23 protein-coding genes and 2 pseudogenes are annotated in these 24,568 nt (G+C 69.1%); 21 read left to right on the top strand and 4 right to left on the bottom strand.

Annotated features, from left to right (window positions below; translation table 11 throughout):
• Positions 1 to 4: 4 nt before the first annotated feature.
• From prfA to KIS93_RS51205, 18 genes are all read left to right on the top strand, one after another.
• Positions 5 to 1,057, top strand: coding sequence for a peptide chain release factor 1 (gene prfA / locus KIS93_RS51290; protein ID WP_080042515.1), 1,053 nt, complete (start codon positions 5 to 7; stop codon positions 1,055 to 1,057).
• Positions 1,054 to 1,908, top strand: a complete 855-nt coding sequence (prmC, locus tag KIS93_RS51285) for a peptide chain release factor N(5)-glutamine methyltransferase (protein WP_080042514.1) — start codon at positions 1,054 to 1,056, stop codon at positions 1,906 to 1,908. Before prfA ends, prmC begins: the two co-directional genes overlap by 4 nt.
• Before the next feature lie 9 nt (positions 1,909 to 1,917).
• Complete coding sequence (locus KIS93_RS51280; protein WP_080042513.1) at positions 1,918 to 2,565, top strand: L-threonylcarbamoyladenylate synthase; 648 nt, start codon at positions 1,918 to 1,920, stop codon at positions 2,563 to 2,565.
• Between the two features lie 163 nt (positions 2,566 to 2,728).
• Positions 2,729 to 5,284, top strand: a complete 2,556-nt coding sequence (locus KIS93_RS51275; protein ID WP_186404900.1) for a hypothetical protein — start codon at positions 2,729 to 2,731, stop codon at positions 5,282 to 5,284.
• Positions 5,284 to 5,652 (top strand): hypothetical protein, encoded by a 369-nt coding sequence (locus tag KIS93_RS51270; RefSeq protein ID WP_080047197.1) that lies wholly within the window; start codon positions 5,284 to 5,286, stop codon positions 5,650 to 5,652. Before KIS93_RS51275 ends, KIS93_RS51270 begins: the two co-directional genes overlap by 1 nt.
• A gap of 63 nt (positions 5,653 to 5,715) precedes the next feature.
• Entirely contained in the window at positions 5,716 to 6,981 is a 1,266-nt protein-coding gene (locus KIS93_RS51265; RefSeq protein ID WP_080042511.1) for a serine hydroxymethyltransferase, read from the top strand.
• A gap of 57 nt (positions 6,982 to 7,038) precedes the next feature.
• Positions 7,039 to 8,331: a glycosyltransferase family 4 protein gene (locus KIS93_RS51260; protein WP_080042510.1), complete on the top strand. Its 1,293-nt coding sequence runs from the start codon at positions 7,039 to 7,041 to the stop codon at positions 8,329 to 8,331.
• A gap of 130 nt (positions 8,332 to 8,461) precedes the next feature.
• Positions 8,462 to 8,884, top strand: coding sequence for a Cg1360 family ATP-synthase-associated protein (locus KIS93_RS51255; protein WP_080042509.1), 423 nt, complete (start codon positions 8,462 to 8,464; stop codon positions 8,882 to 8,884).
• Positions 8,885 to 8,949: 65 nt separating this feature from the next.
• Complete coding sequence (locus tag KIS93_RS51250; protein ID WP_230465544.1) at positions 8,950 to 9,165, top strand: AtpZ/AtpI family protein; 216 nt, start codon at positions 8,950 to 8,952, stop codon at positions 9,163 to 9,165.
• A gap of 67 nt (positions 9,166 to 9,232) precedes the next feature.
• Complete coding sequence (atpB, locus tag KIS93_RS51245) at positions 9,233 to 10,027, top strand: F0F1 ATP synthase subunit A (RefSeq protein WP_080042508.1); 795 nt, start codon at positions 9,233 to 9,235, stop codon at positions 10,025 to 10,027.
• A gap of 72 nt (positions 10,028 to 10,099) precedes the next feature.
• On the top strand, positions 10,100 to 10,330 hold the full coding sequence (atpE, locus tag KIS93_RS51240; protein ID WP_080042507.1) for an ATP synthase F0 subunit C: 231 nt from the start codon (positions 10,100 to 10,102) through the stop codon (positions 10,328 to 10,330).
• 34 nt (positions 10,331 to 10,364) lie between these two features.
• Positions 10,365 to 10,919: a F0F1 ATP synthase subunit B gene (locus tag KIS93_RS51235; protein WP_080042506.1), complete on the top strand. Its 555-nt coding sequence runs from the start codon at positions 10,365 to 10,367 to the stop codon at positions 10,917 to 10,919.
• Positions 10,919 to 11,728: a F0F1 ATP synthase subunit delta gene (locus tag KIS93_RS51230; protein WP_080042505.1), complete on the top strand. Its 810-nt coding sequence runs from the start codon at positions 10,919 to 10,921 to the stop codon at positions 11,726 to 11,728. Before KIS93_RS51235 ends, KIS93_RS51230 begins: the two co-directional genes overlap by 1 nt.
• 24 nt (positions 11,729 to 11,752) lie before the next feature.
• Positions 11,753 to 13,402, top strand: a complete 1,650-nt coding sequence (gene atpA, locus KIS93_RS51225) for a F0F1 ATP synthase subunit alpha (protein ID WP_080042504.1) — start codon at positions 11,753 to 11,755, stop codon at positions 13,400 to 13,402.
• A 3-nt stretch (positions 13,403 to 13,405) separates the two neighbouring features.
• Positions 13,406 to 14,308, top strand: coding sequence for a F0F1 ATP synthase subunit gamma (locus KIS93_RS51220; RefSeq protein WP_080042503.1), 903 nt, complete (start codon positions 13,406 to 13,408; stop codon positions 14,306 to 14,308).
• Between the two features lies 1 nt (position 14,309).
• Positions 14,310 to 15,758 carry a F0F1 ATP synthase subunit beta gene (gene atpD, locus KIS93_RS51215; protein WP_080042502.1) on the top strand — a complete coding sequence of 483 codons (1,449 nt, stop codon included), beginning with the start codon at positions 14,310 to 14,312 and terminating at the stop codon, positions 15,756 to 15,758.
• A gap of 69 nt (positions 15,759 to 15,827) precedes the next feature.
• Positions 15,828 to 16,229, top strand: coding sequence for a F0F1 ATP synthase subunit epsilon (locus tag KIS93_RS51210; RefSeq protein WP_080042501.1), 402 nt, complete (start codon positions 15,828 to 15,830; stop codon positions 16,227 to 16,229).
• Between the two features lie 30 nt (positions 16,230 to 16,259).
• A complete protein-coding gene (locus tag KIS93_RS51205; RefSeq protein ID WP_080042500.1) occupies positions 16,260 to 16,640 on the top strand; it encodes a DUF2550 domain-containing protein in 381 nt (126 codons plus the stop codon).
• A gap of 665 nt (positions 16,641 to 17,305) precedes the next feature.
• Here KIS93_RS51205 and KIS93_RS51200 read toward each other — a convergent pair.
• The 4 genes and pseudogenes from KIS93_RS51200 to KIS93_RS51185 all read right to left on the bottom strand — a co-directional run.
• Positions 17,306 to 18,079, bottom strand: a pseudogene (locus tag KIS93_RS51200) (IS256 family transposase); the annotation flags it as partial.
• Positions 18,040 to 19,518: an ISL3 family transposase gene (locus KIS93_RS51195; RefSeq protein WP_230466492.1), complete on the bottom strand. Its 1,479-nt coding sequence runs from the start codon at positions 19,516 to 19,518 to the stop codon at positions 18,040 to 18,042. The pseudogene KIS93_RS51200 and the gene KIS93_RS51195, both read right to left, overlap by 40 nt.
• 181 nt (positions 19,519 to 19,699) lie before the next feature.
• Positions 19,700 to 20,314, bottom strand: a pseudogene (locus KIS93_RS51190) (IS256 family transposase); the annotation flags it as partial.
• Positions 20,315 to 20,558: 244 nt separating this feature from the next.
• Positions 20,559 to 21,149, bottom strand: a complete 591-nt coding sequence (locus tag KIS93_RS51185) for a cob(I)yrinic acid a,c-diamide adenosyltransferase (protein ID WP_080042499.1) — start codon at positions 21,147 to 21,149, stop codon at positions 20,559 to 20,561.
• A gap of 159 nt (positions 21,150 to 21,308) precedes the next feature.
• Between KIS93_RS51185 and KIS93_RS51180 the strand changes: the two genes are divergently transcribed.
• From KIS93_RS51180 to KIS93_RS51170, 3 genes are read left to right on the top strand one after another with little or no spacing between them, the layout of a single operon-like run.
• Positions 21,309 to 22,205, top strand: coding sequence for an ABC transporter ATP-binding protein (locus tag KIS93_RS51180; protein WP_080042498.1), 897 nt, complete (start codon positions 21,309 to 21,311; stop codon positions 22,203 to 22,205).
• Positions 22,202 to 23,311: an ABC transporter permease gene (locus tag KIS93_RS51175; protein ID WP_080042497.1), complete on the top strand. Its 1,110-nt coding sequence runs from the start codon at positions 22,202 to 22,204 to the stop codon at positions 23,309 to 23,311. Before KIS93_RS51180 ends, KIS93_RS51175 begins: the two co-directional genes overlap by 4 nt.
• Positions 23,312 to 24,481 carry a sensor histidine kinase gene (locus KIS93_RS51170; protein WP_080042496.1) on the top strand — a complete coding sequence of 390 codons (1,170 nt, stop codon included), beginning with the start codon at positions 23,312 to 23,314 and terminating at the stop codon, positions 24,479 to 24,481.
• Positions 24,482 to 24,568: the final 87 nt, after the last annotated feature.

Genomic DNA, 24,568 nt, shown 5'->3' with positions numbered 1-24,568 from the left:
CACGGTGAACCTCGACGAGTTGCTCAAGGAGTATTCCGAGCTGGAGCTGCAGCTCGCCGACCCCGCCGTGCACGCCGACCAGAACAAGGCCCGCACGCTCGGCCGGCGCTACTCCCAGCTCACCCCGATCGTCGGCACCTACCGCGAGCTCGAAGCGGCCCGCGACGACCTGACGGCCGCCAAGGAGCTGGCCGGCGAGGACGAAGCGTTCGCCGCCGAGGCCGCCGAGATCGAGGAGCGCATCCCGCAGCTCGAGGAGAAGCTCAGGCACCTGCTCATCCCGCGCGATCCCAACGATGACAAGGACATCATCATGGAGATCAAGGCGGGCGAGGGCGGCGAGGAGTCCGCGCTGTTCGCGGGCGACCTGCTGCGCATGTACCTGCGCTACGCCGAGCGGCTCGGCTGGAAGACCGAGATCATCGACAGCCAGCCCTCCGACCTGGGCGGATACAAAGACGTCACGGTCGGCATCCGGGCCAAGGGCGACGAAGGCGTCTGGTCGCGGCTGAAGTACGAAGGCGGCGTGCACCGCGTGCAGCGGGTGCCCGTCACCGAGTCGCAGGGCCGCATCCACACCAGCGCCGCGGGCGTGCTCGTCTACCCGGAGGCGGAGGAGGTCGACGTCCAGATCGACCCCAACGACCTGCGCATCGACGTCTACCGCTCCAGCGGCCCCGGCGGCCAGAGCGTCAACACCACCGACTCCGCGGTGCGCATCACCCACCTGCCCACCGGCGTCGTCGTCTCGTGCCAGAACGAGAAGAGCCAGCTCCAGAACAAGGAGTCGGCCCTGCGCATCCTGCGCGCCCGGCTGCTGGCCATCGCGCAGGAGGAGGCCGAGGCCGCCGCCCAGGCCGAACGCAAGTCGCAGGTCCGCACCGTCGACCGCTCCGAACGCGTCCGCACCTACAACTTCCCGGAAAACCGCATCTCCGACCACCGCGTCGGCTTCAAGGCGTATAACCTCGACCAGGTTCTCGACGGCGAGCTGAACGCCGTCACCCAGGCCCTCATCGACGCCGAAATGGCGGAGAAGCTCGCACAACACTCATGACATTTCTGCTGGACGAGATCGCGCTCGCCACCGCCCGGCTCGCCGAGGCAGGCGTCCCTTCGCCACGCACCGACGCGGAGGAGATAGCGGCGTTCGTCCACGGCGTGCGCAGGAGCGAGCTCCACACCGTCAAGGACTCCGAGTTCGACGCGTTGTTCTGGGAGGGCGTCGCCCGGCGCGAGGCCCGCGAGCCGCTGCAGCACATCACCGGCCACGCCTACTTCCGCTACCTTGAGCTGGCGGTCGGGCCCGGCGTGTTCGTGCCGCGCCCCGAGACCGAGGTGATGGCCGGCTGGGCCATCGAGACCCTGCGCGAGATGGACGTCAACGCGCCGCTCGTCGTCGACCTCGGCACCGGCTCCGGCGCGATCGCGCTGTCCATCGCCCAGGAGGTGGCGCTGGCCGAGGTGCACGCCGTGGAGGTCGACCCGGCGGCCTACACCTGGGCCAAGCGCAACATCTCCGAGCTCGGCCAGGGCCGCACCCACCTGCACCCCGAAGACCTCGCCGAAGCGCTGCCCGAGCTCAACGGCAAGGTCGACCTGGTCATCTCCAACCCGCCGTACATCCCGCCGGGCGCGATCCCGCGCGACCCCGAGGTGCGCGACTACGACCCCTCCAGAGCCCTGTACGGCTCCGGTGACGACGGGCTCGGCGAGGTGCGCGCCGTCGAGCGCACGGCCCGCCGCCTGCTGCGGCCCGGCGGCTGGGTGGCCGTCGAGCACGCCGATGAGCAGGGCAGGGCCGTCTACCTGACCTTCCCCGAGGACAACGGCTGGCGCGACGTACGCCTGCGGCAAGACCTCACCAGAAGAGACCGCTTCGTCACGGCCCGGCTGGGCCAGGACTAGGATGAGGCCGTGGCACGACGCTTTGACTGCTCCGATCCCGATCAGCGCACCGTTGCCCTGATGGAGGCCGCCGCGGCCGTGCGCCGCGGAGACCTCGTGGTGCTGCCGACCGACACGGTCTACGGCATCGGCGCCGACGCCTTCACCCCCGACGCCGTCAAGGCGCTGCTCGACGCCAAGGGCCGCGGCCGCGACACGCCGCCGCCCGTCCTCGTGGGCACCGTCAGAGCCGCCACAGCGCTCGTGGACGACCTGGGGCCCTACGGGCAAGACCTGATAGACGCGTTCTGGCCGGGGCCGCTCACGCTCGTCTGCAAGGCCAACAGGGCCCTTTCGTGGGACCTGGGCGACACCAAGGGCACGGTGGCCGTCCGCATGCCGCTCCACCCCGTCGCCCTCGACCTGCTCAAGGAGACCGGCCCCATGGCCGTCTCCAGCGCCAACCGCTCCGGCGCGCCCGCCGCCACCACCGCCGCCGAAGCCGAGGAGCAGCTCGGCGACTCCGTCGAGGTCTACCTCGACGGCGGCAAGACCACCGACAACACCCCCTCCACCATCCTCGACCTCACCACCGCCGTGCCCCGCCTCCTGCGGCGCGGCGCCATCCCCGTCGAGAAGCTGCGCGGCATCATCGGCTACCTCGCCACCGACGACTGACGTATACCCGCTGCTTATGCCGGGTGCGATGCCGCCCGGGCCATGAATACGGTGAGGCCCGGAGCGGCGATACGTCCGGGAGCGGCCCATGGGCAAGTACGACGGCATGGATCCCCAGCTGGTCCGCGACCTGCTGGCCGAGGTGAAACACGCGGCCACCGAGATGCGCACCGCCGAGGACCGCGTCAGGGCCACCCTGCAACGCGCCGGCCTGTCCGTCACCGCCGCCCAGCGGCCCGTCCAGGTGGCGGACTTGGCGGGCAAGATGGTCAAGGACGTCAACGCGCGCCTCGCCGTCCTGGAAAAACGCGCCGACCCGCCGCCGAGGGCTGGGGCTGGGGACGAGTCGAAGGATGCGCGTGGGGGGCGGGGGCAGTTCGACGATCCCCGCACCGAGGACGGGAAGACCGGCTCCGACGGTAAGACGGGTTCGGAGGGGAAGACCGGCTCGGACGGTAAGACAGGTTCGGAGGGGAAGACCGGCTCGGAGGGGAAGACCGGCTCCGACGGCAAGACGGGCTCGGATCGAAACCCGGACACTGACGGCAAGACCGGCTCGGACGGCAAGACCTGTGATGACGCGGGACGTACCGGGACCGATGGGAAGACCGGGGATCAGCCTGCGGACACGCCCAAGGACGACGACCTGGGCAGCAGGCGCGATCAGGGGAGCGAAACGGACCGCGGCGTCACCGACCCGCCCGCCAAGGACACGGACCCACCCGCCACGGACGGCCAGGGCTCTTCCGACGGCCAGGATGCCGCGGAGGTACAGGACCCCACCAAGCCTCGCGTCGTGGTGGTCGACGGGGTGAAGGTCCTCCAGGTCCCGCTGGACGCCCCCCAGGCGGCGGTCATCGAGGACATGCTGGAACACCCGGACAAGGTGCAACCAGCCGAAATGCCCCACCTCCCCGCCGACGGCGCAGACACGAACGCCACGAATGTCAACGGCGGAGCGGGCGCCGGCAGCGACGTGGTCTCCGCCGACGCCCACCCCCCGAACCTCGACGCCCTCGAAACGGTCATCGAGGACCACAGGCAGATCGCCCCTCAGGACATGCCCGGCGTCCAGGTCCCGGACGGCGAGTACGGCAAGGGCGAATGGGCCGAACGCGACATCCGCCCCGACGGCCCTGCGGGCTCGATCGACGCCAGCAACCCGACTACAGGCACAGAATCGGCCTCGTACGGCGGCCCCGACACCGGCTCGCCACCGAACGGCAGCTCGGGCACGGGGTCGCTGCCGGAGGGCAGCTCGGGCACGGGGTCGGCGCCGGACGGCAGCTCCGGTACGGGCTCGGTGCCGGACGGCGGCTCGGGCACGGGGTCAGCGCCGGACGGCGGCTCCGGTACGGGGTCGGCGCCGGGTGACGGCTCGGGCACTGGGGCGGCAGGCGGCGCCGCGACGCCGGGCGATGCCGGGTGCGGCTCGGACACGAACACACCGGCCCAGCCGACCGGCGACAGGCCAGCGGACGACCAGCCCGCAGGCGACCGGGCAACAGGCGATCAGTCCTCGGGCGACCGGCCGACAGGCGACCAGCCGGCTGGTGACGCGACGACCGGTGACGCGACGACCGGTGACCGGCCGGCCGGCGACGCGTCGACCGGCGATCGGCCGACGGGCGACCGGCCCGAGCAGGGGTCCGGTGGCCGAGGCGAGCCCGTCTCCATCCCGCCGACCAACCCCACCGAGACCCCCACCGGCACCGCCGACACGCCAGGCACCGCCCCAGAGGGAAGCCAGGGCAGCGGGGCCGGCCAGGACAGCGGGGGCGCGCACGTTGGCGGGGCTGGGCAGGGCAGCGATGCCGGGCAGGGCAATGGACAGGGCAACGGGCAGGGGAACGGGCAGGGGAACGGGCAGGGCAGCGGTGCCGGGCAGGGCAGCAGTGCCGGGCAGGGCTGTGAGGCTGGGCAGGGTGGCGGTGTCGCTACGACGGTGCCGGGCCAGGTGGCGGCGGACGGCTACGGGGCCGGCTCGCCATCGCAGTCGCAGGGCAGCGGCGCGGAAGCCGCGTACAACTTCCCGATCGCCTACGACGTGGAGCCCGGCCACGACACGACGGCAGGCGTGACGGCGAGCGTGACGGCGGACGTCGCATCGGGCGTAACGGCAGGTGTGACGCCGGATGCGGCCGCAGGAGCCGCGGTGGACGTGTCAGCGGGCGCAAGGGCGGACGTCGTGGCAGACGTGCCCGTGGGCGCACTGGTGGACGTGACGGCGGGCGCGGTGACGGACGTGACGGCTGGGCCGATGCCGGACGGGGCCGCAGGAGTCGTGGTGGATGTGCAGGCAGGGGCGCTCACGGATGTGACGGTGGGTGTGGCAGGTGACCTGCCCGCCGGCGCCGCGGCCGGCCTGTCGATCGATGCGACGGCTGACGTGGCGGCCGACATGACGGCCAACGTGGCGGCCGAAGCGGGGGTGTGGGGGGATGGCGGGGGTGAGGTCGTCACGGGCGATGCGACCCCACCGGCTCTCGACGCCCTGCGAACGGTCATGGACCACCACCGCGACATCCAGCCCCAGCCCATGCCTTCGGTCCAGATCCCCCCAGGTGAGTACGGCCACGGCGAATGGGCGCCGGAGGACGTCGGACCGGACGACCCGCCGGGGACGATCGAGCCGGGGACGATCGAGCCGGGGGCAGGAGAGCCGGGGGCAAGAGAGCCGGGGGCAGGCGAGCCAACGCGGTCGGAGAGGGGGACGTGATGTATGCCGATCCACCGGCCCCCAGGGCGAGGGGGCGGAACGAGGCGCCGCCGCCCGCGCCCACCGGCCCCGACGGTGTGCAGCATCCGTGGCGGTTCAACCCCGACTACACCAAGCTGGTCGAGGCGTGGGAGGAGGTGCTGCCGCGGCTGGAGACGTTGAGCACGGCCCTGGACAAGGCGTATTCGCTGGCCAGGAGCCCGCAGACGTGGGATGCGCCGGTGGGGGAGCGGTACGTGGAGGACATCAGGGAGTGGCGGAGGAGTCTGGCGCTCTACCGGCATGCGGTGCTGACGGCGATCAGTGACGCGGCGGAGGACACGCCGCGGTGGGTGCGGACGACGGATGTGCCGCAGCCTTTCTGGTGAGATGAATTTTCCGGAAATCTCCGGTTTCTGGGAAAAACGGACATTAGGGCGTACTGTGGAGAAATGGGTGCGCAGCCCTACTACGGTCCGGACTTCGGAATGTTGCGGAGCCGGGATCCCGAGATCGCGCAGATCCTGATCGACGAGCTCGACCGGGCTCGCGCCGGGATCCAGCTCATCGCGAGCGAGAACTTCACCTCGCCCGCCGTGCTGGCCGCGCTGGGCTCCACCCTCACCAACAAGTACGCCGAGGGCTACCCGGGCCGGCGTTACTACGGCGGCTGCGAGGTCGTCGACCGGGCGGAGCGGCTGGCGGTGGAGCGGGCGCGCGCGCTGTTCGGGGCCGAGCACGCCAACGTGCAGCCGCATTCCGGCGCCTCGGCGAACCTGGCCGCCTACGCCGCCCTGCTCCAGCCGGGCGACACGATGCTGGCGATGGCGCTCCCGCACGGCGGCCATCTGACGCACGGCTCGAAGGTGAACTTCTCGGGAAGATGGTTCGACGTCGTGTCGTACGGGGTGCGTCGCGACACCGAACTGATCGACCTCGACGAGGTCCGGGATCTGGCGTTGCGGCACCGGCCGAAGCTCATCGTGTGCGGCGCGACGGCGTACCCGAGGCTGATCGACTATCAGCTCTTCCGCGGGATCGCGGACGAGGTGGGGGCGTGGCTGCTGGCCGACGTGGCGCATCCGGTGGGGCTGATGGCGGGCGGGGCGATCCCGTCGGCGGTGCCGTACGCGGACGTCGTGACGTTCACGACGCACAAGACGCTGCGCGGGCCGCGCGGCGGCGCGATCCTGTGCACGGGGGAGCTGGCGGGCAAGATCGACCGGGCGGTGTTCCCGTTCGTGCAGGGCGGGCCGCTGATGCACGTGGTGGCGGCGAAGGCGGTGGCGTTCGGGGAGGCGATGCGTCCGGAGTTCGCCGGTTACGCGCGGCAGGTGGTGGCGAACGCGCGGGTGCTGGCGGACGCGCTGGCGGCGGAGGGGATGCGGGCCGTGTCCGGCGGGACGGACACGCATCTGGCGCTGATCGACCTGCGCGGGCTGGGCGTCACGGGGGCGGAGGCGGAGCGCAGGTGCGCGGCTGCGGGGATCACGCTGAACCGCAACGCGGTCCCGTACGACCCGGAGCCGCCCGCGGTCACGTCGGGGATCCGGGTCGGGACGCCCTGCGTGACCACTCAGGGGATGGGGTCCCAGGAACTCAAGGAGATCGGCTCGCTCGTGACCCGGGCGGTGCGGTATCCGGGCAGCTCAGCGGAGGTCAGGGAAAGAGTTGCGGCTCTTCTCGCCATCCATCGTCCATATCTCAGCGAATATTAAGCGGTTCTGTGTCGATTTCCGGTCACAGCTGGCCGGAGCATCCGGGAAACTAGGTTCGTGCGCGAATACCTGTTCATGGCGCTCATCTCGGCGGCGGTCACGTATCTGCTGGTCCCGCTGGTGCGCCGCTTCGCCATCCGTATCGGCGCCATGCCCGAGGTTCGCGAGCGCGACGTGCACACCACGCCGACGCCCAGGCTGGGCGGCCTGGCGATGTACGGCGGCCTGGTCGTCGGCCTGCTGACCGCCCAGCAGCTCACCCACACGGGCGAGGCGCTGGCCGGCTACGACGCCGACGTGGTCAAGGCCCTGATCGTGGCCGGCGGGCTGATCACGGTGACGGGGTTCCTCGACGACTGGTGGGGCATGGACGCCTTCATCAAGCTCGGCGGGCAGATCGCGGCGGCGGGGGTGCTGGTCGCCTTCAACCTGCGACTGCTCTACATCCCGCTGCCGAAAGACTGGGGCGGCTCGACCAGCCTCGACTACACGCTCAGCACGGTCATCACGATCCTGGTCGTGGTGGTGACGATCAACGCGGTCAACTTCGTCGACGGGCTCGACGGGCTCGCGGCGGGCATCGTGTGCATCGCGGCCATGGCCACGTGGGCATACTCGATCTTCCTGGCGCAGAGCATGAGCGCCGGCAACATCACCACGACGGCCGCCATCGCGGCCGTGCTCATCGGCACCTGCCTGGGGTTCCTGCCGCACAACTTCCACCCGGCCAAGATCTTCATGGGTGACACGGGGGCGATGCTGATCGGCCTGGTGCTCGCCTCCTCGATCGTGACGGTGACGCCGCTCGACCCGGCCGCCATCGAGAGCGTGAACAAGGTGGGTGTGCTGCTGCCGCTGATGCTGCCGGCGGCGGTGCTGGTCCTGCCGCTGATCGACCTCATCACCGCCGTGGTGCGCCGCACCTCGCAGGGGCTGTCGCCGTTCGCCCCCGACCGCGGCCACCTGCATCACCGGCTGCTCGACATCGGCCATTCACAGCGCCGCTCGGTGCTGATCATGTACGCGTGGGCGTTCCTGTTCGCCTTCGGCGTGGTGCTGCTGGCGCGCGTGGGCGTGCCGGTGCTGTGGTTCCTGGTGGTCATCGTCCTGGCGCTGGCCGTGCTGGTGCTCATGGCCGCCCCGCGCTGGCGGGGCAGGGGCGGGGCGCACTCCGCGCCGCGCAACAAGCAGCCCGACAACGACGACGGCCCGCCCACCGGCCCGATGCCGCCGATCCTGCCGGATACGCAGGTCAGAAGACCGCAGATGCCGCCCGCCGACGGGTCGTCCCGCGAGCGCGCGACGGCCGAGGGCAATCCGGTCATTCCCGTCTTTCCGAGCCGTCCTTGATCGGGAACTAGAAACGGCAGGTAAAAGCGGTCTTCCGTGAGCTTGTGATATCTTTCACGAGCAGGGACTCCAGACTTACCGGTTCTGGAGGTAGCAAACGCTCGCTTGATAACTCGTTGATGGAGCACCGATGCAGGCCAACGACGTGCGCGTACTCAAAGGCGCCGCGATCCCGACCGCGCTGGTTGGAGTGGTCGCCGTGGCCGTGGCGTTCCTGATGGCTGAGGGCAAGGGAGCGCTCGGCGCCGCCATCGGCGCTTTGCTCGTCGGGGTTTTCTTCAGCATCAGCGTGGTAGCGGTGTCCTATGCCGCCCGCGTCTCCCCGCAGATGATGGCGATCGCCGCGATGCTGAGCTACCTCGTCAAGGTCGTCGCCATCATGATCGTGCTCAGCGTCTTCGGTGACACCACGGCCTGGAACTCCAAGGCTTTCGCCTGGTCGGTCGTGGTCTGCACGCTCGTCTGGACGGGCTTCGAAGTGCGCGGCTTCATCAAGACCAAGATGTTTTACGTCGACCCCGAAGCCAAGGTCCCCGGTAAGGGCGACTCATGAGGCTGGTTCATGGACGGGGTCCGATATGACTAGTCCTCTACTCGCCTGCTATCGTCGGGGCCGCGATGAGCGCACAGGAACGCCGACCGGAAGAAGACGGTCGCGACTTCGCCGATGCCATGTGGTCGATCCCCAGCTATCTGCTCGCCGGGATGATCGTCTATGGCGCGATCGGCTGGTTGCTGGACCGGTGGCTCGACACGTCCGCGTTCTTCCCCATAGGCACCGTCCTGGGGCTGATGCTTGCCGGCTATCTGGCCTACCGGAAGTTCTCTCGCTAGTCCGACGTAGCGAAAACTTCGCCGAGGAAACCCTTGTGATCCACTACGACGTTGAAGGGAACGCCGCGTGATTACGCTGACGGCCCCAGCCCACGGCGACGAGTTCTCCGCGCCGACGCCGAACGAACTCTTCGACCTGCCTCCGCTCATTCCGGGGGTCGAATGGTTCACCAAGCCGGTCCTGCTGGCCGTTCTCAGCGCGATCCTGGTGATCGGCCTGACCTGGGCCGCCTTCTCCAAGCCGAAGCTCGTGCCCCGGGGCATGCAGAACGTCGTCGAGTACGGCTACATGTTCGTCCGTGACCAGGTCGCCCGCCCGTTCCTGGGCAAGGACGCCGACCGGTTCATGGGCCTGCTGGTGACGCTGTTCTTCCTGGTCCTCGTCTGGAACCTGGCGGGCGTCATCCCCGTCGTGCAGTTCCCGGTGGCCTCGCACATCGCGTTCCCGGCGGTGCTCGCCCTCTCGATCTACGTGCTCAAGATCTGGCTCGGCATCAAGCACCAGGGCCTGGGCGGCTACTTCAAGAACATGATGTTCCCGCCGGGGCTGCCCAAGGCGATCTACGTGCTGCTGTCGCCGATCGAGTTCCTCTCGAACATGATCATCGCGCCGTTCACGCACGCGGTACGACTCTTCGCCAACATGTTCGCCGGGCACATGCTGCTCGCGTTCTTCAGCATGGTCGGCTTCTGGTTCCTGTTCGAGAAGCTCACGCCGCTGGGCGCCCCCGTCGGCATCGTCGGTGTGGTCATGACGATCATCTTCACCGGCTTCGAGATCTTCATCCAGTTCCTGCAGGCATTCCTCTTCGCGATGCTGGCATCGATGTACATCGGTGGCTCCTTGCACGCAGAACACTGAGAACCACATACCGGAATATCCATGACCGGTGAGACTCCGCTTCACCGGCCGTCCAGTAAAGGAATAACAGTAATGAGCGTTCTCGCTGAGGTCTCCGGCAACGTCACCGCCATCGGTTACGGTCTCGCCGCCATCGGCCCCGGCATCGGCGTCGGCATCATCTTCGGCCAGGGCGTGCAGGCCATCGCCCGTCAGCCGGAGGCGTACGGCCTGATCCGCCAGAACATGCTCCTCGGCTTCGTCCTCACCGAGGCCCTCGCCCTGATCGGTCTGGTCGCGCCGTTCCTCTTCTCGAACCTCTAAAGACCAGAAGAATCCCTGACGAAAGGCTGCACCAATGAAACTGGCAGCTACGCTCCTCGCGGCGGAGGAGGGTGAGTTCAACCCCCTCTTCCCGCACACGTACGAGCTCGTCGTCGGTATCTTCGCGTTCCTCGTCGTCTTCTTCGTCGTCGGCAGGATGCTCGTCCCGCGTATCCAGAAGACGCTGGCCGAGCGGACCGACGCGATCGAGGGCGGCATCAAGAGGGCGGAGGAGGCCCAGGCGGAGGCTCAGGCCCTGCAGCGGCGCTACTCCGAGCAGCTCGAAGAGGCCCGTCGCGACGCGGCCAGGCTGCGCGAGGAAGCTCGCGAGCAGGCCGCGCAGATCAAGGCCGAGCTTCGCGAGGAGGCGCAGGCCGAGGCCCGCCGCCTCGTCGAGGCCGCGCACGCGCAGATCGAGGCCGACCGCCAGGCGGCCTTCGCCCAGCTCCGCACCGAGATCGGTCGCCTGTCGACCGAGCTGGCAGGCCGCATCGTCGGCGAGTCCCTCGAGGACGAGGCCCGCCAGAGCCGGATCGTGGACCGGTTCCTCGACGAGCTGGAGAGCTCCAACGCGCAGGCGGTGCGCTGATGCGCGGTTTGAGCAGGACCTCGCTGGCCGGAGTCGAAGAGCGCTTCAACGCGGTCGCCGGTAGTGCCGACCTCGGTGCGCTCTCCGACGAGCTGTTCGCGGTCGCGGATCTGCTCGACCGCGAGCACGGCCTGCGCCGCGCCCTGTCCGACCCGGCCAGGGCGGCCGAGCAGAAGGCGGGCGTCGTGCGCTCGCTGCTCGACGGCAAGGTGAGCGCCGCGGCCCTGGCCACCGCCGAGGCTGCGGTCTCGGCCCGGTGGTCCCGGGCCGGCGACCTGGCCGACGTGCTCGAACGGCTCGGCGTCGTCGCAGCGGCGGCGGAGGCGGAGAGCCAGAACAGGCTCGACGAGGTGGAGGACGAGCTCTTCCGCTTCGGCCGCATCGTCGCCGCCAACCCCGAGCTGCGCCGCGCGCTCGCCGACGCGGCCGCCCCCGAGGAGGGCAAGCGCGAACTGCTGCGCAACCTGCTCGAGGGCAAGGTCGCCCCGTCCAGCCTGCGCCTGATCACGCAGCTGGTGGTGCACCCGCGTGGGCGTAGCCTGGAAAGCGGCCTGGAAGAGGTCGGTCATCTCGTGGCGCAGCAGCGCCAGCGCCTCGTGGCGGTGGTGCGCAGCGCGGTCGAGCTGACCGCGGCGCAGAAGGAGCGCCTCGCAGCCTGGCTGCGCACCTCCTACGGGCGTGACGTGCACCTGAATGTCGAGGTGGACAAGCGAGTGCTCGGTGGGTTCTCGGTCCGCATCGGCGACGAGATCATCGACACCACCATTGTGGGACGAATCGAAGAAGTCCGCCGCCGGTTGGCCGGCTAGGCGATAGAGGGAGACAGAGTAGAGATGGCGGAGCTTACGATCCGGCCGGACGAGATCCGGGACGCGCTTGAGCGCTTCGTCCAGGCGTACGAACCGGAAGGCGCCGCGCGCGAGGAGATCGGGACCGTCGTCGACGCCGGCGACGGCATCGCCCATGTCTCCGGCCTTCCCTCGGCGATGGCGAACGAGCTGCTCGAGTTCGAGAACGGCACGCGCGGCCTGGCACTGAACCTCGACACGCGCGAGATCGGTGCCGTTATCCTGGGCGAGTTCAGCGGCATCGAGGAAGGCCAGACGGTCCGCCGGACGGGCGAGGTCCTGTCCGTGCCCGTCGGCGACAACTTCCTCGGCCGCGTGGTCGACCCCCTGGGCAACCCGCTCGACGGCAAGGGCGCCATCGAGGCCGAGGGCACGCGTGCCCTCGAGCTGCAGGCCCCCACCGTCGTTCAGCGGCAGCCGGTGAAGCAGCCGCTGCAGACCGGCATCAAGGCGATCGACGCCATGACGCCGATCGGCCGCGGCCAGCGCCAGCTGATCATCGGTGACCGTGGCACGGGCAAGACGGCCATCGCCGTGGACACCATCCTCAACCAGCGCGAGGGCTGGCTCTCCGGCGACCCCGAGCAGCAGGTCCGCTGCGTCTACGTCGCCATCGGCCAGAAGGGCTCGACGATCGCGCAGGTGAAGGCCCGCCTCGAGGAGGCAGGCGCGCTGGAGTACACCACCATCGTCGCCGCCCCCGCCTCCGACCCGGCCGGCTACAAGTACCTTGCCCCCTACACCGGCTCGGCCATCGGCCAGCACTGGATGTACCAGGGCAAGCACGTCCTGATCATCTTCGACGACCTGACCAAGCAGGCCGACGCCTACCGCGCCGTGTCCCTGCTGCTGCGTCGCCCGCCGGGCCGCGAGGCCTTCCCCGGCGACGTCTTCTACCTCCACTCCCGGCTGCTGGAGCGCTGCGCCAAGCTCTCCGACGACATGGGCGGTGGCTCGATGACGGGCCTGCCGGTCATCGAGACCAAGGGCAACGACGTGTCGGCGTTCATCCCGACCAACGTCATCTCCATCACCGACGGCCAGTGCTTCCTGGAGACGGACCTGTTCAACGCGGGTGTCCGTCCGGCCATCAACGTCGGTATCTCCGTCTCCCGAGTCGGCGGCTCCGCGCAGGTCAAGGCCATGCGCAAGGTCGCCGGTACGCTGAAGCTGTCGCTGTCGCAGTACCGCGACCTGGAGGCGTTCGCCGCGTTCGCCTCCGACCTCGACGCCGCCTCCCGCGCCCAGCTCGAGCGCGGTCAGCGGCTGGTCGAGCTGCTCAAGCAGCCCCAGTACTCTCCGTTCCCCGTCGAGAAGCAGGTCGTGTCGGTGTGGTCCGGCACCACCGGCGAGCTCGACGAGGTGCCGGTCGAGGACATCCGCCGCTTCGAGCAGGAGTTCCTCGACTACCTCCAGTCCTCGCACAAGGGGATCCTCGACGGCATCCGCGAGACCCGCGACCTGTCCGACGACGCGGTGACCGCTCTGAAGGACGCCATCACGGAGTTCAAGAAGGGCTTCACCACCTCCTCGGGTGAGCTGCTGGTCAAGGACGAGCCGGTGGCGCCGCTGGGGGCCGACGAGGTCGGCCAGGAGAAGATCAAGAAGGTCGTCCGTCCGGCGGCGGAGAAGTAGGACATGGGTGCCCAGCTAAGGCTGCTGCGGCGGCGGATCAACTCGGTCAAGTCGACCGCGAAGATCACGCGCGCCCAGGAGCTCATCGCCTCTTCACGGATCGTGAGGGCGCAGCAGCGGATGCAGGCGGCGCTGCCGTACGAGCGCGAGATCACGCGCGCCGTCACCGGCGTCGTCAGCAACGCGGCCAGCGTCGACCATCCGCTGACCGTGGCGAAGGAGAACCCCGCCAAGGCGGGCGTCCTCATCGTCACCAGCGACAGCGGCTTCTGCGGCGGCTTCAACGCCAACGTGCTGCGCGAGGCCGAGGCCCTGCGCGGGCTGCTGGAGAGCCGCGGGATGACCGTGGTGCCGTTCGTCACCGGGCGCAAGGGTGTCACCTGGCACACCTTCCGCAACCGGGAGATGGGCGGCAGCTGGGTCGGATTCTCGCGGAAGCCGGCCTACGCCGACGCCAAGGAGATCGCGGGCGTGCTCATCGACTCGTTCAAGGACGAGAACGGGATCGACGAGATCCACATCGTCTCGACCGAGTTCGTCTCGATGCTCACCCAGAACGTCGTGGTCAAGCGGGTCCTGCCGCTGGAGGTCGAAGAGACCGAGGCGACGGAGTCCACCGCGATCCCGCCGTACTTCGAGTTCGAGCCGACCGCCGGAGACGTACTGGAGTCGCTGCTGCCGCGCTACGTGGAGTCGCGCATCTTCACCGCGCTGCTCCAGTCCGCGGCCTCCGAGGAGGCCGCGCGGCGGCGCGCGATGAAGTCCGCGACCGACAACGCCAACGAGCTGATGCGGGTGCTCACCCAGCAGATGAACCAGGCTCGCCAGGCCGAGATCACCCAGGAAATCAGCGAGATCGTCGGTGGCGCCAACGCGCTCGCTGACGCCGCAGCGGGGAAAGAGTGAAATGACTGCAGAGGCTGTTGAAACTGTAGAAACCCCCGCGGCCGGCACTGGCCGCGTGGCACGTGTCACCGGCGCCGTCGTCGACGTGGAGTTCCCCGTCGAGGCGATGCCCGACATCTATAACGCGCTCAAGGTCGAGGTGACCCTCGGCGGCGAGACCAAGACCCTGACGCTCGAGGTCGCCCAGCACCTGGGCGACAACCTCGTCCGCGCCATCTCCATGCAGCCCACCGACGGCCTGGTCCGCGGCCAGGCGGTCACCGACACCGGCGCGCCGATCTCGGTGCCCGTCGGCGACGTCGTCAAGGGCCACGTGTGGAACGCGCTCGGCGAGACCCTCGACGTCCCCACCTCCTCGCTCAAGATCACCGAGCGGTGGGGCATCCACCGGCCGTCGCCGGCCTTCGACCAGCTCGAGTCCCGCACCGAGCTGCTCGTCACCGGCATCAAGGTCATCGACCTGCTCACCCCGTACGTGCAGGGTGGCAAGATCGGCCTGTTCGGCGGCGCCGGCGTGGGCAAGACGGTCCTCATCCAGGAGATGATCCGCCGCGTCGCCCGCAACTTCGGTGGTACGTCGTGCTTCGCCGGCGTCGGCGAGCGCACCCGTGAGGGCAACGACCTCTGGCTGGAGATGGAGGAGGCGGACGTCCTCAAGGACACCGCGCTCGTCTTCGGCCAGATGGACGAGCCGCCGGGCACCCGCCTCCGGGTCGCCCTGTCGGCGCTGACGATGGCGGAGTACTTCCGCGACGTGCAGAAGCAGGACGTGCTGCTGTTCATCGACAACATCTTCCGCTTCACGCAGGCCGGCTCCGAGGTCTCCACCCTGCTCGGCCGCATGCCGTCCGCCGTGGGTTACCAGCCCACGCTGGCCGACGAGATGGGCGTGCTCCAGGAGCGCATCACCTCGACGCGCGGTCACTCGATCACCTCCATGCAGGCGATCTACGTGCCCGCCGACGACATCACCGACCCGGCCCCGCACAACGCGTTCGCGCACCTCGACGCGCAGACCGTGCTGTCGCGGCCGATCTCGGAGAAGGGCATCTACCCCGCGGTGGACCCGCTCGACTCCTCCTCCCGCATCCTCGACCCGCAGATCGTCGGCGAGGAGCACTACCGGGTGGCCCAGGAGACCAAGCGGATCCTGCAGAAGTACCGCGAGCTCCAGGACATCATCGCCATCCTCGGTATCGACGAGCTCTCCGAAGAGGACAAGGTCACCGTCCAGCGAGCCCGCCGCATCGAGCGCTTCCTGTCGCACCCGATGTACGCGGCCGAGGCCTTCACCGGCCAGCCCGGCGAGACCGTGCCGCTCGACGAGACCATCGCCTCGTTCAAGGGCCTCTGCGCGGGTGAGTACGACCACCTGCCCGAGCAGGCGTTCTTCATGGTCGGTGGCATCGAGCAGGCCATCGCCAAGGCCAAGGAACTCGAGCGTCGCTAATCGCCCCCACGGTGGTGGTACGGGGCTGATCTCCCGTACCACCACCTGATCGGAAAGGAACCTACACAAGTGGCGAAGCTACGCGTAGGGGTTGTCTCACCCGAGCGTGAGATCTGGTCGGGCGAAGCCGACATGGTGATTGCCAAGACCGTGGACGGCGAGATCGGTATTATGCCGCAACACGCACCTGTGCTCGGCGTTCTCGTCGAGGGCGGCGTGCTGCGCGTGAAGCGGGAAGGCGAGCCGGAGCTGGTGGCGGCGGTGCACGGAGGGTTCATCTCCGTCGCCGACGACGAAGTCTCCGTCCTCGCCGAAGTGGCCGAGCTCGGCTCCGAGGTCGACGTCGCGGCTGCGCGCGACGCACTCGACCGGGCTCAGGCCTCGATCGAGGCCAACCAGGAAGACGCCGACGCGGCAATCGAGGCCAAGCGTGCCAGGGCCCGGCTGCGCGCGGCGGGCGAAGAGGTTTAATACATAGCAAGAAACGTTCAGGGGGGCGGCATGGTGGCGACGGTTGTGATTCTCGTAGTGCTGCTGGCCGCCCTCATCGTGCTGCGCGGGGTGACGCTCGCCCGCTCCCGCGGCAGCGTCCCCTGTCGCCTGCGCGTCGGAGACCGCGGGTGGCAGAGCGGGGTAGCCCGCTACGCCGACGGGGAGCTCCACTGGATCCCGCTGCTCGGCATCCGACTCAGGCCGCGTCACGCAATCGCGAGACGCGGCCTTGTCGTATCCGCCCGCCGCGAGATCGACGGTGGATTGTTCGCGGTGGACTGCACGGGGAGCACGCGCGGGGTTTCGCTGGCGATGAGCGCCGACGCGATGACCGGGTTCCTGGCATGGCTGGAATCCGCCCCACCCAGCGCTTATCTGGACGTCGCCTAGCCTCCGCGCTCTGGCCTGGCTGGTGTGCCGGACGTGCGCTTGCGGCTGGTCCTGTCCTCGCGGGTGTGAGGACGTGCGCTTGCGGGCGGCCCTGCCTGGCGGGCACGAGGCGTGCGCTTACGGTGGCCCGTCCCTGGTCGTGGCGGTGCAGGCTGCCTTACGGAGCGAGCGGGCGGCCCGGGCGGCCCGGGCGGCGTCGTAAGGCGAGCAAGTGGCGCGCGCTGCGTGGCGAAGTGCGAGCGGGCCTGGGCCGCGTTGTGAGGTGCGAGGATGCGGGCTGCGTTGCGAAGCGCGCGCGGGCTGGGCCGCGTTGTGAGGTGCGGGTGCGCGGGCTGCGTTGCGAAGCGAGCAAGTCACGCGCCGGCGCGCAACCTGCGCCGCGTCGGTGAGGAGGTGTGCGGCGGAGTCCGGCGCCGTGTACGGCGGCTGAGCGGCGACCTTGAGCGGCGACCTTGAGCGGCGACGTTGGGCGGCGGGCACGGGCGGCCATCGGTGGTGGGCGGAGCTGGCGGGACTCGCGTTGGCGGCGCGCGCCGGACATGCGCCGCGTCGGTGAGGAGGTGTGCGGCGGAGTCCGGCGCCGTGTACGGCGGTTCGTGGCGACGGCCTGGAGCCGCGCGTAGAGGGGGTGTGTCCAGTCAGTGGTGTATCTCGATCTTGTTTGATTAGCGGGCGGTCGGGGTCAGGCGGCCTTCGAAGGTGATGGCGAAGGCGTTCAGCGCGGCTTTCCAGCGGGTGATCCAGCGCTTGCGGCCCTTGCCGGTCGGGTCCAGGCTCATGATCGCCATGTAGACGCACTTGAGCGCTGCCTGCTCGTTGGGGAAGTGGCCGCGGGCCTTGACCGCCCGCCGGATGCGGGCGTTGACCGACTCGATGGCGTTGGTCGAGCAGATGACGCGGCGGATCTCGGTGTCGAAGTTGAGGAAGGGCACGAACTCGGCCCAGGCGTCCTCCCACAACTTCACGATCGCCGGATACTTCCCGCCCCAGATCTCGGCGAACTCCAAGAAGCGCTCCAGCGCAGCGGCCTCCGTAGGCGCGGTGTAGACCGGCTTGAGCGCCTTGGCGATGGCATCCCAGTGCTGGCGGGCGGCATACCGGAACGACGCACGCAGCAGGTGCACCACGCACGTCTGGACGACCGCCTGGGGCCAGACCTGCTCGATGGCCTGCGGCAAGCCCTTGAGACCGTCGCATACCACCATCAGCGCATCGGCCACCCCACGATTCTTGATCTCGGTCAGCACGTGCAGCCAGAACTTGGCGCCCTCGCCGCCGTCGCCGGCCCACAGCCCAAGGATGTCGCGCTCGCCATCCACCGTCACCGCCAGCGCCACGTAGATCGGCCGGTTGGCGACCTGACCCTCGCGCAGCTTGGCTCTGTCGCAGATTGCGTGATCTAGGCGGAACGCAGGGTGCGTTTGCGTAGCAGGTCGAGTTTCGCGCGGCCGAACATTTGGCGTTTGAGCATCTTGACGCGATTGACGTGCCCTTCGACAGGGCCGGAGCTGTGAGGCAGTGTCAGGCCGTTGCGGACAGCATTGAGATCCCGGCGGAGGTTGCGGGCGAAGGAAGCGAGCGCGGTGAATGAGTCCTTTTCGGCCGCGGAGATCCAGGCGTCGAGCTGGTGGCCGTGGAGCTGGGTCATCATGAGGGCGAAGTCCTGGACATGCCGGGCCAGCCGGTTCAGAGCGCGGCTGCGTTTGCGAAGGGTTCGCAACTGACCGGCATCGTCGGAGCTCAGGTTGTCGGGGTTGGACATGATCCAGCGGGTGATGTCGCGGCCCGAAGGCGGCCTGGGGGCGGGGATGGCGATCTGACCGGCACCGGTGCGAAAGCGCCGTAGGTAGCGTTGCACTTGTTGCTCGGTGCCGGAGTATCCGAACGTGGTGATCTCCCGGGTGAGCTGGGCAGCGTTTCGAATGCCCTCGTTCCAGCGGCGGTGCAGGTGTTCGTGGTATCCGTCCAGGATGCTGGCACGGTTTTGACTCATGGCGATCACGGTGTCGACCTCGGCGGCGTTGGCCAGCTTGCGGACGGTTGCGGGGTGCAGGCCGAGCTCTCGGCCGATGGCCGCCTTGCTGAGACCTTGTTTCAGCAGCTCATGCACGGCGGCGTGATGTCGACGCAGTCGGGTGACGACTTTGAGCTCGCGGTGGTGCATCACGGGTGGTGGTTCGGCGGTGCAGGTGGCTGCGGCCGCGGCGGCCAGCGCTGCTGCGAGGTCGTGGCGGACGGTGGCGACGTCCTTCTCCACGGCCTGGCCGAGGTTCTGCCACAGATGGAACCGGTCTGCCACTTGCACTGCGTCGGGTGCGCCTTGGCGTGCCCCGTCAGCGTAGCCGCCTGCTCGATCTCGGCAGATCACCTCCGGTAACGAGTGCTCACGCAGCCACGCTGCCAGAGAGTCTCCGTCCCTGCCGTCGATCATGTCCACGACCCTGCGGGTTTCGAGATCCACCATGATCGTGCCGTAGCGGTGACCCTTACGTGTGGCGAAGTCATCGACACCCAGCACCCGCACGTGTCCGATCGGCTGCTCAGGCAAGGCCCTGACGCGACGCAGCAGGGTGTCGCGGCCCACTTGCAGACCCAGCGAGGCTGCCAGGCGAACGCCGGCCCGGCCCGCCAGCTCCATCCCTATCGATGCCAACAGCTGCTGCAGGGCGTCGGTGAAGCGCGCATGCGGCCGGGTCAGGCCCGGCACCTGCTCGGCGAACGTCTTCACCGGACACGTGACGCTCACACAGCGAAAACGCCTGACCACCAACTCGATGATCACGCAGGCACCACCCACCACGGCGTCCTTGAGCCGGCGCACGTACCTGCCGTGAACCCGAGCCGATACCCCGCCACAGCTCGTGCACGCCGCTCGCATCCCGCTTACCCGAGCACGAATACTCACTATCCCGCCTTCGCGCTTGGCATCCTCCACGGTCAGCACCGTCAGGTGCGGGAGCAGAACGTCAATCCACTGCGCAAGACACGAAGATCATTATTCCTTCGTGGAACCCGCAACAAGACCGACGAATCGAGGATCACGCAATCTGCGACAGAGCCCGCAGCTTCACGTGGATGGCATCGATAAACAAGACCGGGTAGACGGGGTCGAGCGGCCGGTTTTGCCACTCGGCCATCCCGTCCAGCACCTTGTCGGTGATGGTGGAGATGGTCTGCTTGGACACCTGCGCCCCATACACCTCGGCCAGATGGGCGGAGATCTCCCCGGTGGTCAGGCCCTTGGCGGCCAGCGAGATGACCATCTCATCCACGCCGGACAGCCGCCGCTGCCGCTTGCGCACGATCTTCGGCTCGAAGCTGCCGTCCCGATCACGCGGCACGCTGATCTCGACCGGCCCGACGTCGGTGATGACGGTCTTGGAGCGGGAGCCGTTGCGGTTGTTGCCTGTCTCGCTTGCACCGCGTTCGTGCTTGTCATAGCCGAGATGGTCAGTGATCTCGCCTTCCAGCGCGGACTCCAGCACCAGCTTGGTCAGCCGGCCGAGCAGCCCGTTCTCCCCCACCAGTTCCACGCCCTCGGCGCGGGCCTGGTCGACCAGCTGGGCCACCAGCTCCCGATCCGAATCCTTGGCCTTGCTCTCCTTGGACTGCTTGCGGGCCACGCCGGCGTCCTCCAGGTCGATCTCCGTCGATGCCTGGATCACAGTACTCATCAGGTGCGTTCTCCTTGATCAGGAGTTACACCAGTGACCGTACAGACCCGCCGTTTTACGCTCGTTCAGATGCGGCAGCAACACCGCGAACCGCGCTGCAAGCTGACCGCGGACTTCGCCAGGAATGGGCATACCACGTCATCGAACCGGAAACCGAAAAGCACCGTGTTGTTCCCTTACAGCCACGTGGCGTGCCGAAGCGGCGTACTAAGGTCGCGGTCAGAGGCGGGCCGGGGCCGGAGGGTCAGCGGGTGGCGCCGGGTTTCCAGAGGGGTTCGTTGCCGTTGTGGGCCACGCGGCAGGCGACGAACAGCAGGTCCGAGAGGCGGTTGAGGTATTTGGCCGTCAGCGGGTTCATGTCCTCGTGTACCTCCAGGGCCGCCCACGCCGTACGTTCGGCGCGGCGGACCGTGACGCGGGCCACGTGGAGGGCGGCGGTGGCGGGGTCGCCGCCGGGGAGGATGAAGCTGCGCAGCGGTTTGAGGTCGGCGTTGAAGCGGTCGATCTGCTCTTCGAGGCGGTCGATGTAGCCCTGTTCCACCCGCAGTGGTGGGAATTCGGGGTTGGGGATGACGGGGGTGGCGAGGTCGGCGCCGACGTCGAAGAGTTCGTTCTGGATGCGGGCGAGGACGTCGGCGAGGGCGGTGGGGAAGGTGCCGTGGGAGAGGGCGAGGCCGAGGTGGGCGTTGGCTTCCTCGACGTCGGCGTAGGCGGCGAGCCGGGGGTCGGTCTTGGTGGTGCGGCTCATGTCGACCAGCGCCGTGGTGCCGTCGTCGCCCGCACGGGTGTAGATGTGGGAGAGAACGACGGGTTTGTCTTTGTCGGCGCGTGTCATGGCTTCAGGGTAGTGAAGCGGCCGGCCGCGGTCCCGGTGCGGGGGTGACAAATGTCATCGGATTCCTCCGCAGGGTCCACATCGGGGCGGTGATTTCCGCGACTACCTGGGCGAACCAGACTGAAGCCACTATTGACCCATGACGAAGGAGATGACCTGATGCTCGAGATCAGCGAGCTGCGCAAGCGTTTCGCGGGCGGTCCCGGCGCCCCCGGCGGCAAGGTCGCCCTCGATGGGATCAGTTTCACGGTGCGTCCGGGTGAGATGTTCGGGTTCGTGGGTGCGAACGGCGCGGGCAAGACCACGACGATGCGCATCGTGATGGGCGTGCTGCAGGCGGACTCCGGCTCGGTGAGCTGGCAGGGCAGGCCGCTGGGTTACGACGACCGGCAGCGGTTCGGGTACATGCCGGAGGAGCGCGGCCTGTACCAGAAGATGCGGGTCGCCGAGCAGATCGAGTACTTCGGGCGCCTGCACGGGTTGAGCGCGCCGGCGGCGAAGAAGGCGACCGACGACCTGCTGGAGCGGCTCGGGCTGACCGAGCGCAGGGGCGACGCGGTGCAGGCGCTGTCGCTGGGCAACCAGCAGCGCGTGCAGCTCGCCGTGGCGCTGGTGCACGACCCGGAGGTGCTGATCCTCGACGAGCCGTTCTCTGGCCTGGACCCGATCGCGGTGGACGCGCTGGCCACGGCGCTGCAGGAGCGGTGCAGGGGCGGCGTGCCGGTGATCTTCTCCAGTCATCAGCTCGAACTGGTGGAGCGGCTGTGCGACTCGGTGGGCATCGTCTCGGCGGGCCGCATGGTGGCCTCCGGGACCGTGGCCGACCTGCGTGCGGCCGAGAGCGGCACGCTGCGCGTGGTCGTCCGCGATCCGGCTCCGGGCTGGGCCGACGGCCTGCCGGGCACGGTGAGCGTGAGCGGTTCCCGGCAGGTCCTGCTGACGGATGAGGGCGACGACCAGGAGATCCTGCGCCGCGCCATGAAGGCCGGCCACGTCGAGCACTTCGGTGTCGAGCAGCCGACCCTCACCGAGATCTTCAAGGAGGCCGTGGCGTGAACGGTTTGCTACTGGTGGCCAGGCGCGAGGTCAGCACGCAGGTCAGGACCAGGGCGTTCGTGATCGGCCTGCTCGTCACGGCCCTGCTGGTCGGGGCGGTGTCCTTCCTGCCCAAGATCATGGGCGGGGGCGACTCGTACAAGCTGGGGCTGGTCAACTCGCAGCAGCTGCCGCTGCACGCCGCCGCCCCGGACATCGAGTTCGAGTGGCGCAAGTTCGCCGACGAGGCGGCGGCGAAGCGGGCCGTGCTCGCCGGCGACGTGGACGCGGTGCTGGTCGACAACGCCAGGGTGCTCACCGACGGGGAGATCAACACCGAGCTCGGGGTGCTGCTGCAGAGCGTCAACCGGGAGTTCAAGCTGGGCGCCGCGGGGGTGGCCATCCCGCCGCTGGAGATGCAGTCGGTGGGCGCCGACGCCCGGTACCAGGAGGCCCGCCAGGGCATCGCCACCGTGCTCGTGCTGCTGCTGTTCATGCTGCTCATGGGGCAGATCGTGATGGTGGCCATGGGGGTGGTCGAGGAGAAGGGTAGCCGGATCGTGGAGATCCTGCTGGCCGCCGTGCGGCCGTGGCAGCTCCTCGGCGGCAAGATCCTCGGGCTGGGCGTGGTCGGCCTGATCAACCTGGGCACGATCCTGGTCATCGGCCTGGCCGCTTCGTCGGTCTCCGGCCTGGCCGCCGACTTCCCGCCGGGGATGGTGGGCCTGGTGGTCGCGGTGCTGGTGTGGTTCGTGCTCGGTTACGCCTTCTTCGCCACGCTGTCGGCGGCGTTCGCCTCGCTGGTCTCCCGCCAGGAGGAGGTGAACACGGTCCTGACCCCGCTCACCATGATGATCATGGTGACGTACTTCGTGTCGTTCTACGTCACCAACGAGCCCACGGGCACGCTGGCCACGGTGCTGTCGTACGTGCCGCCGTTCTCCTCCATGGTCATGCCGGTGCGCATGGCCGCGACCGAGGTCCCCATGTGGCAGGTCGGGCTGTCCATGCTGGCGATGGCGCTGGCCGTGGTGGTGGTGCTGAAGATCGGCTCCACGGTGTACGAGCGGGCCGTGCTGCGGACGGGGGCCAGGCTGAAGTTCGGCGAAGTGTTGCGCAGCCGGTAGATGGACGAGATCGAGCAGGCGCGGCGATACACCAGGCACGTCCTGGTCTCGGGGATCGCCGCCACCTGGCTGGTCATCGTCGTCTGCGCCGCTTCCCGGCTCGACGCGGGGCTGCTGAGCTGGTGGCGCACCGCGCTCGCGGTCGTCCCCGCGGCCCTGTTCACGTGGTTGTGCCCGCGCATCATCCGGGCGATCCTGGACCGTCGTCACCCCACCCGGCTGGTGGTGGTGGCGGCGGTCCTCGCGCTGACCGCGGCCCTCGTGGGCGGGCCGGACCTGACGGCCTGGGGGTTCATCCTCATGGCCTGGCTGTCCATCGCCACGCTGAACCTGCCGCGGCGCACCTCGCTGCTCATCTCGGCCGGCACGTGGCTGGTGAGCGTCGCGGCGGCGGCCGTGACCTGGCGGGACAACCTGTTCACCGTCGGGCTGCACCTGACGTTCGAGGAGGTGCTGTTCGTCAACGCGCTGATGTTCGGGGTGATGTGCGCGGTGATGCCGCCGTCCAACCGGCTGTGGGTGTGGATCTGGACGCTGGCGGAGCAGGTGCACCAGGGACGTGAGGCGCACACGAAGCTGGCGCTGGCCGAGGAGCGGCTGCGCTTCGCCAGGGACCTGCACGACCTCGTGGGCCACCAGCTCTCGGCGATCGCGGTGAAGACGGAGCTGGCCGTGCGCCTGTCGGACGTGGACGCGGCCGCCGCCAAGGCCGAGATGGCCGAGGTGAACGGCCTGACCAGGAAGGCGCTCAAGGACCTGCGGCAGGCCGTGCGCGGCTACCGCGAGCTTGACTTGGCCGCTGAGGTGAATAGCGTGAAAGGTGTGCTCGAAGCGGCCGGGGTCCGCTGCGAGGTGCGCCTGCCCTACCGTGAGCTGCCGGCCGGCGTGGCGCCGGTGTTCGCCTACGCGGTACGCGAGGCGGTGACGAACGTGCTGAAGCACAGCGACGCGTCGTTCTGCGAGATCACCATCCGCTTCACGGAGCGGGAGGCGGAGCTGCGCGTGCGCAACGACGGGGCGGCCCGCCGGCAGGCGGCCGACCTGGGCAGCGGCCTGGCGGGCATGGGCGAGCGGCTGGCCGCCGTGGGCGGCGAACTGCGGGCGGGCCCGGCCCCCGACGGGCACTTCGTGCTCGCCGCCGTCGTGGCGCTGCCCCTGCCCGGCATGTAGGAAAGCCTGCCCGGCGTGTAGGAGAGCCCGCCCGGCATGGAGGAAAGCCCCCGGGAGCGTAGGAAAGCCCCCTGGGATGCGGGAAAG

The organism is [Actinomadura] parvosata subsp. kistnae (genome assembly GCF_900323885.1).
GTDB classification, from domain to species: Bacteria; Actinomycetota; Actinomycetes; order Streptosporangiales; family Streptosporangiaceae; genus Nonomuraea; species Nonomuraea composti.
The sequence above is the reverse complement of the archived record's forward strand: the minus strand, read 5'-3'. Positions and strand labels throughout refer to the sequence as shown.

Bases quoted from the DNA above. Each gene is read 5' to 3' on its own strand.
- KIS93_RS51180 (WP_080042498.1), top strand. From the start codon at position 21,309: ATGCTCGAGATCAGCGAGCTGCGCAAGCGTTTCGCGGGCGGTCCCGGC.
- KIS93_RS51220 (WP_080042503.1), top strand. From the start codon at position 13,406: ATGGGTGCCCAGCTAAGGCTGCTGCGGCGGCGGATCAACTCGGTCAAG.
- atpD (WP_080042502.1), top strand. From the start codon at position 14,310: ATGACTGCAGAGGCTGTTGAAACTGTAGAAACCCCCGCGGCCGGCACT.
- KIS93_RS51185 (WP_080042499.1), bottom strand. From the start codon at position 21,149: ATGACACGCGCCGACAAAGACAAACCCGTCGTTCTCTCCCACATCTAC.
- KIS93_RS51250 (WP_230465544.1), top strand. From the start codon at position 8,950: ATGAGCGCACAGGAACGCCGACCGGAAGAAGACGGTCGCGACTTCGCC.
- KIS93_RS51270 (WP_080047197.1), top strand. From the start codon at position 5,284: ATGTATGCCGATCCACCGGCCCCCAGGGCGAGGGGGCGGAACGAGGCG.
- KIS93_RS51205 (WP_080042500.1), top strand. From the start codon at position 16,260: ATGGTGGCGACGGTTGTGATTCTCGTAGTGCTGCTGGCCGCCCTCATC.
- atpE (WP_080042507.1), top strand. From the start codon at position 10,100: ATGAGCGTTCTCGCTGAGGTCTCCGGCAACGTCACCGCCATCGGTTAC.
- KIS93_RS51255 (WP_080042509.1), top strand. From the start codon at position 8,462: ATGCAGGCCAACGACGTGCGCGTACTCAAAGGCGCCGCGATCCCGACC.
- prmC (WP_080042514.1), top strand. From the start codon at position 1,054: ATGACATTTCTGCTGGACGAGATCGCGCTCGCCACCGCCCGGCTCGCC.
- KIS93_RS51275 (WP_186404900.1), top strand. From the start codon at position 2,729: ATGCGCACCGCCGAGGACCGCGTCAGGGCCACCCTGCAACGCGCCGGC.
- KIS93_RS51235 (WP_080042506.1), top strand. From the start codon at position 10,365: ATGAAACTGGCAGCTACGCTCCTCGCGGCGGAGGAGGGTGAGTTCAAC.
- KIS93_RS51195 (WP_230466492.1), bottom strand. From the start codon at position 19,518: ATGCGAGCGGCGTGCACGAGCTGTGGCGGGGTATCGGCTCGGGTTCAC.
- KIS93_RS51265 (WP_080042511.1), top strand. From the start codon at position 5,716: ATGGGTGCGCAGCCCTACTACGGTCCGGACTTCGGAATGTTGCGGAGC.
- atpA (WP_080042504.1), top strand. From the start codon at position 11,753: ATGGCGGAGCTTACGATCCGGCCGGACGAGATCCGGGACGCGCTTGAG.
- KIS93_RS51230 (WP_080042505.1), top strand. From the start codon at position 10,919: ATGCGCGGTTTGAGCAGGACCTCGCTGGCCGGAGTCGAAGAGCGCTTC.
- KIS93_RS51170 (WP_080042496.1), top strand. From the start codon at position 23,312: ATGGACGAGATCGAGCAGGCGCGGCGATACACCAGGCACGTCCTGGTC.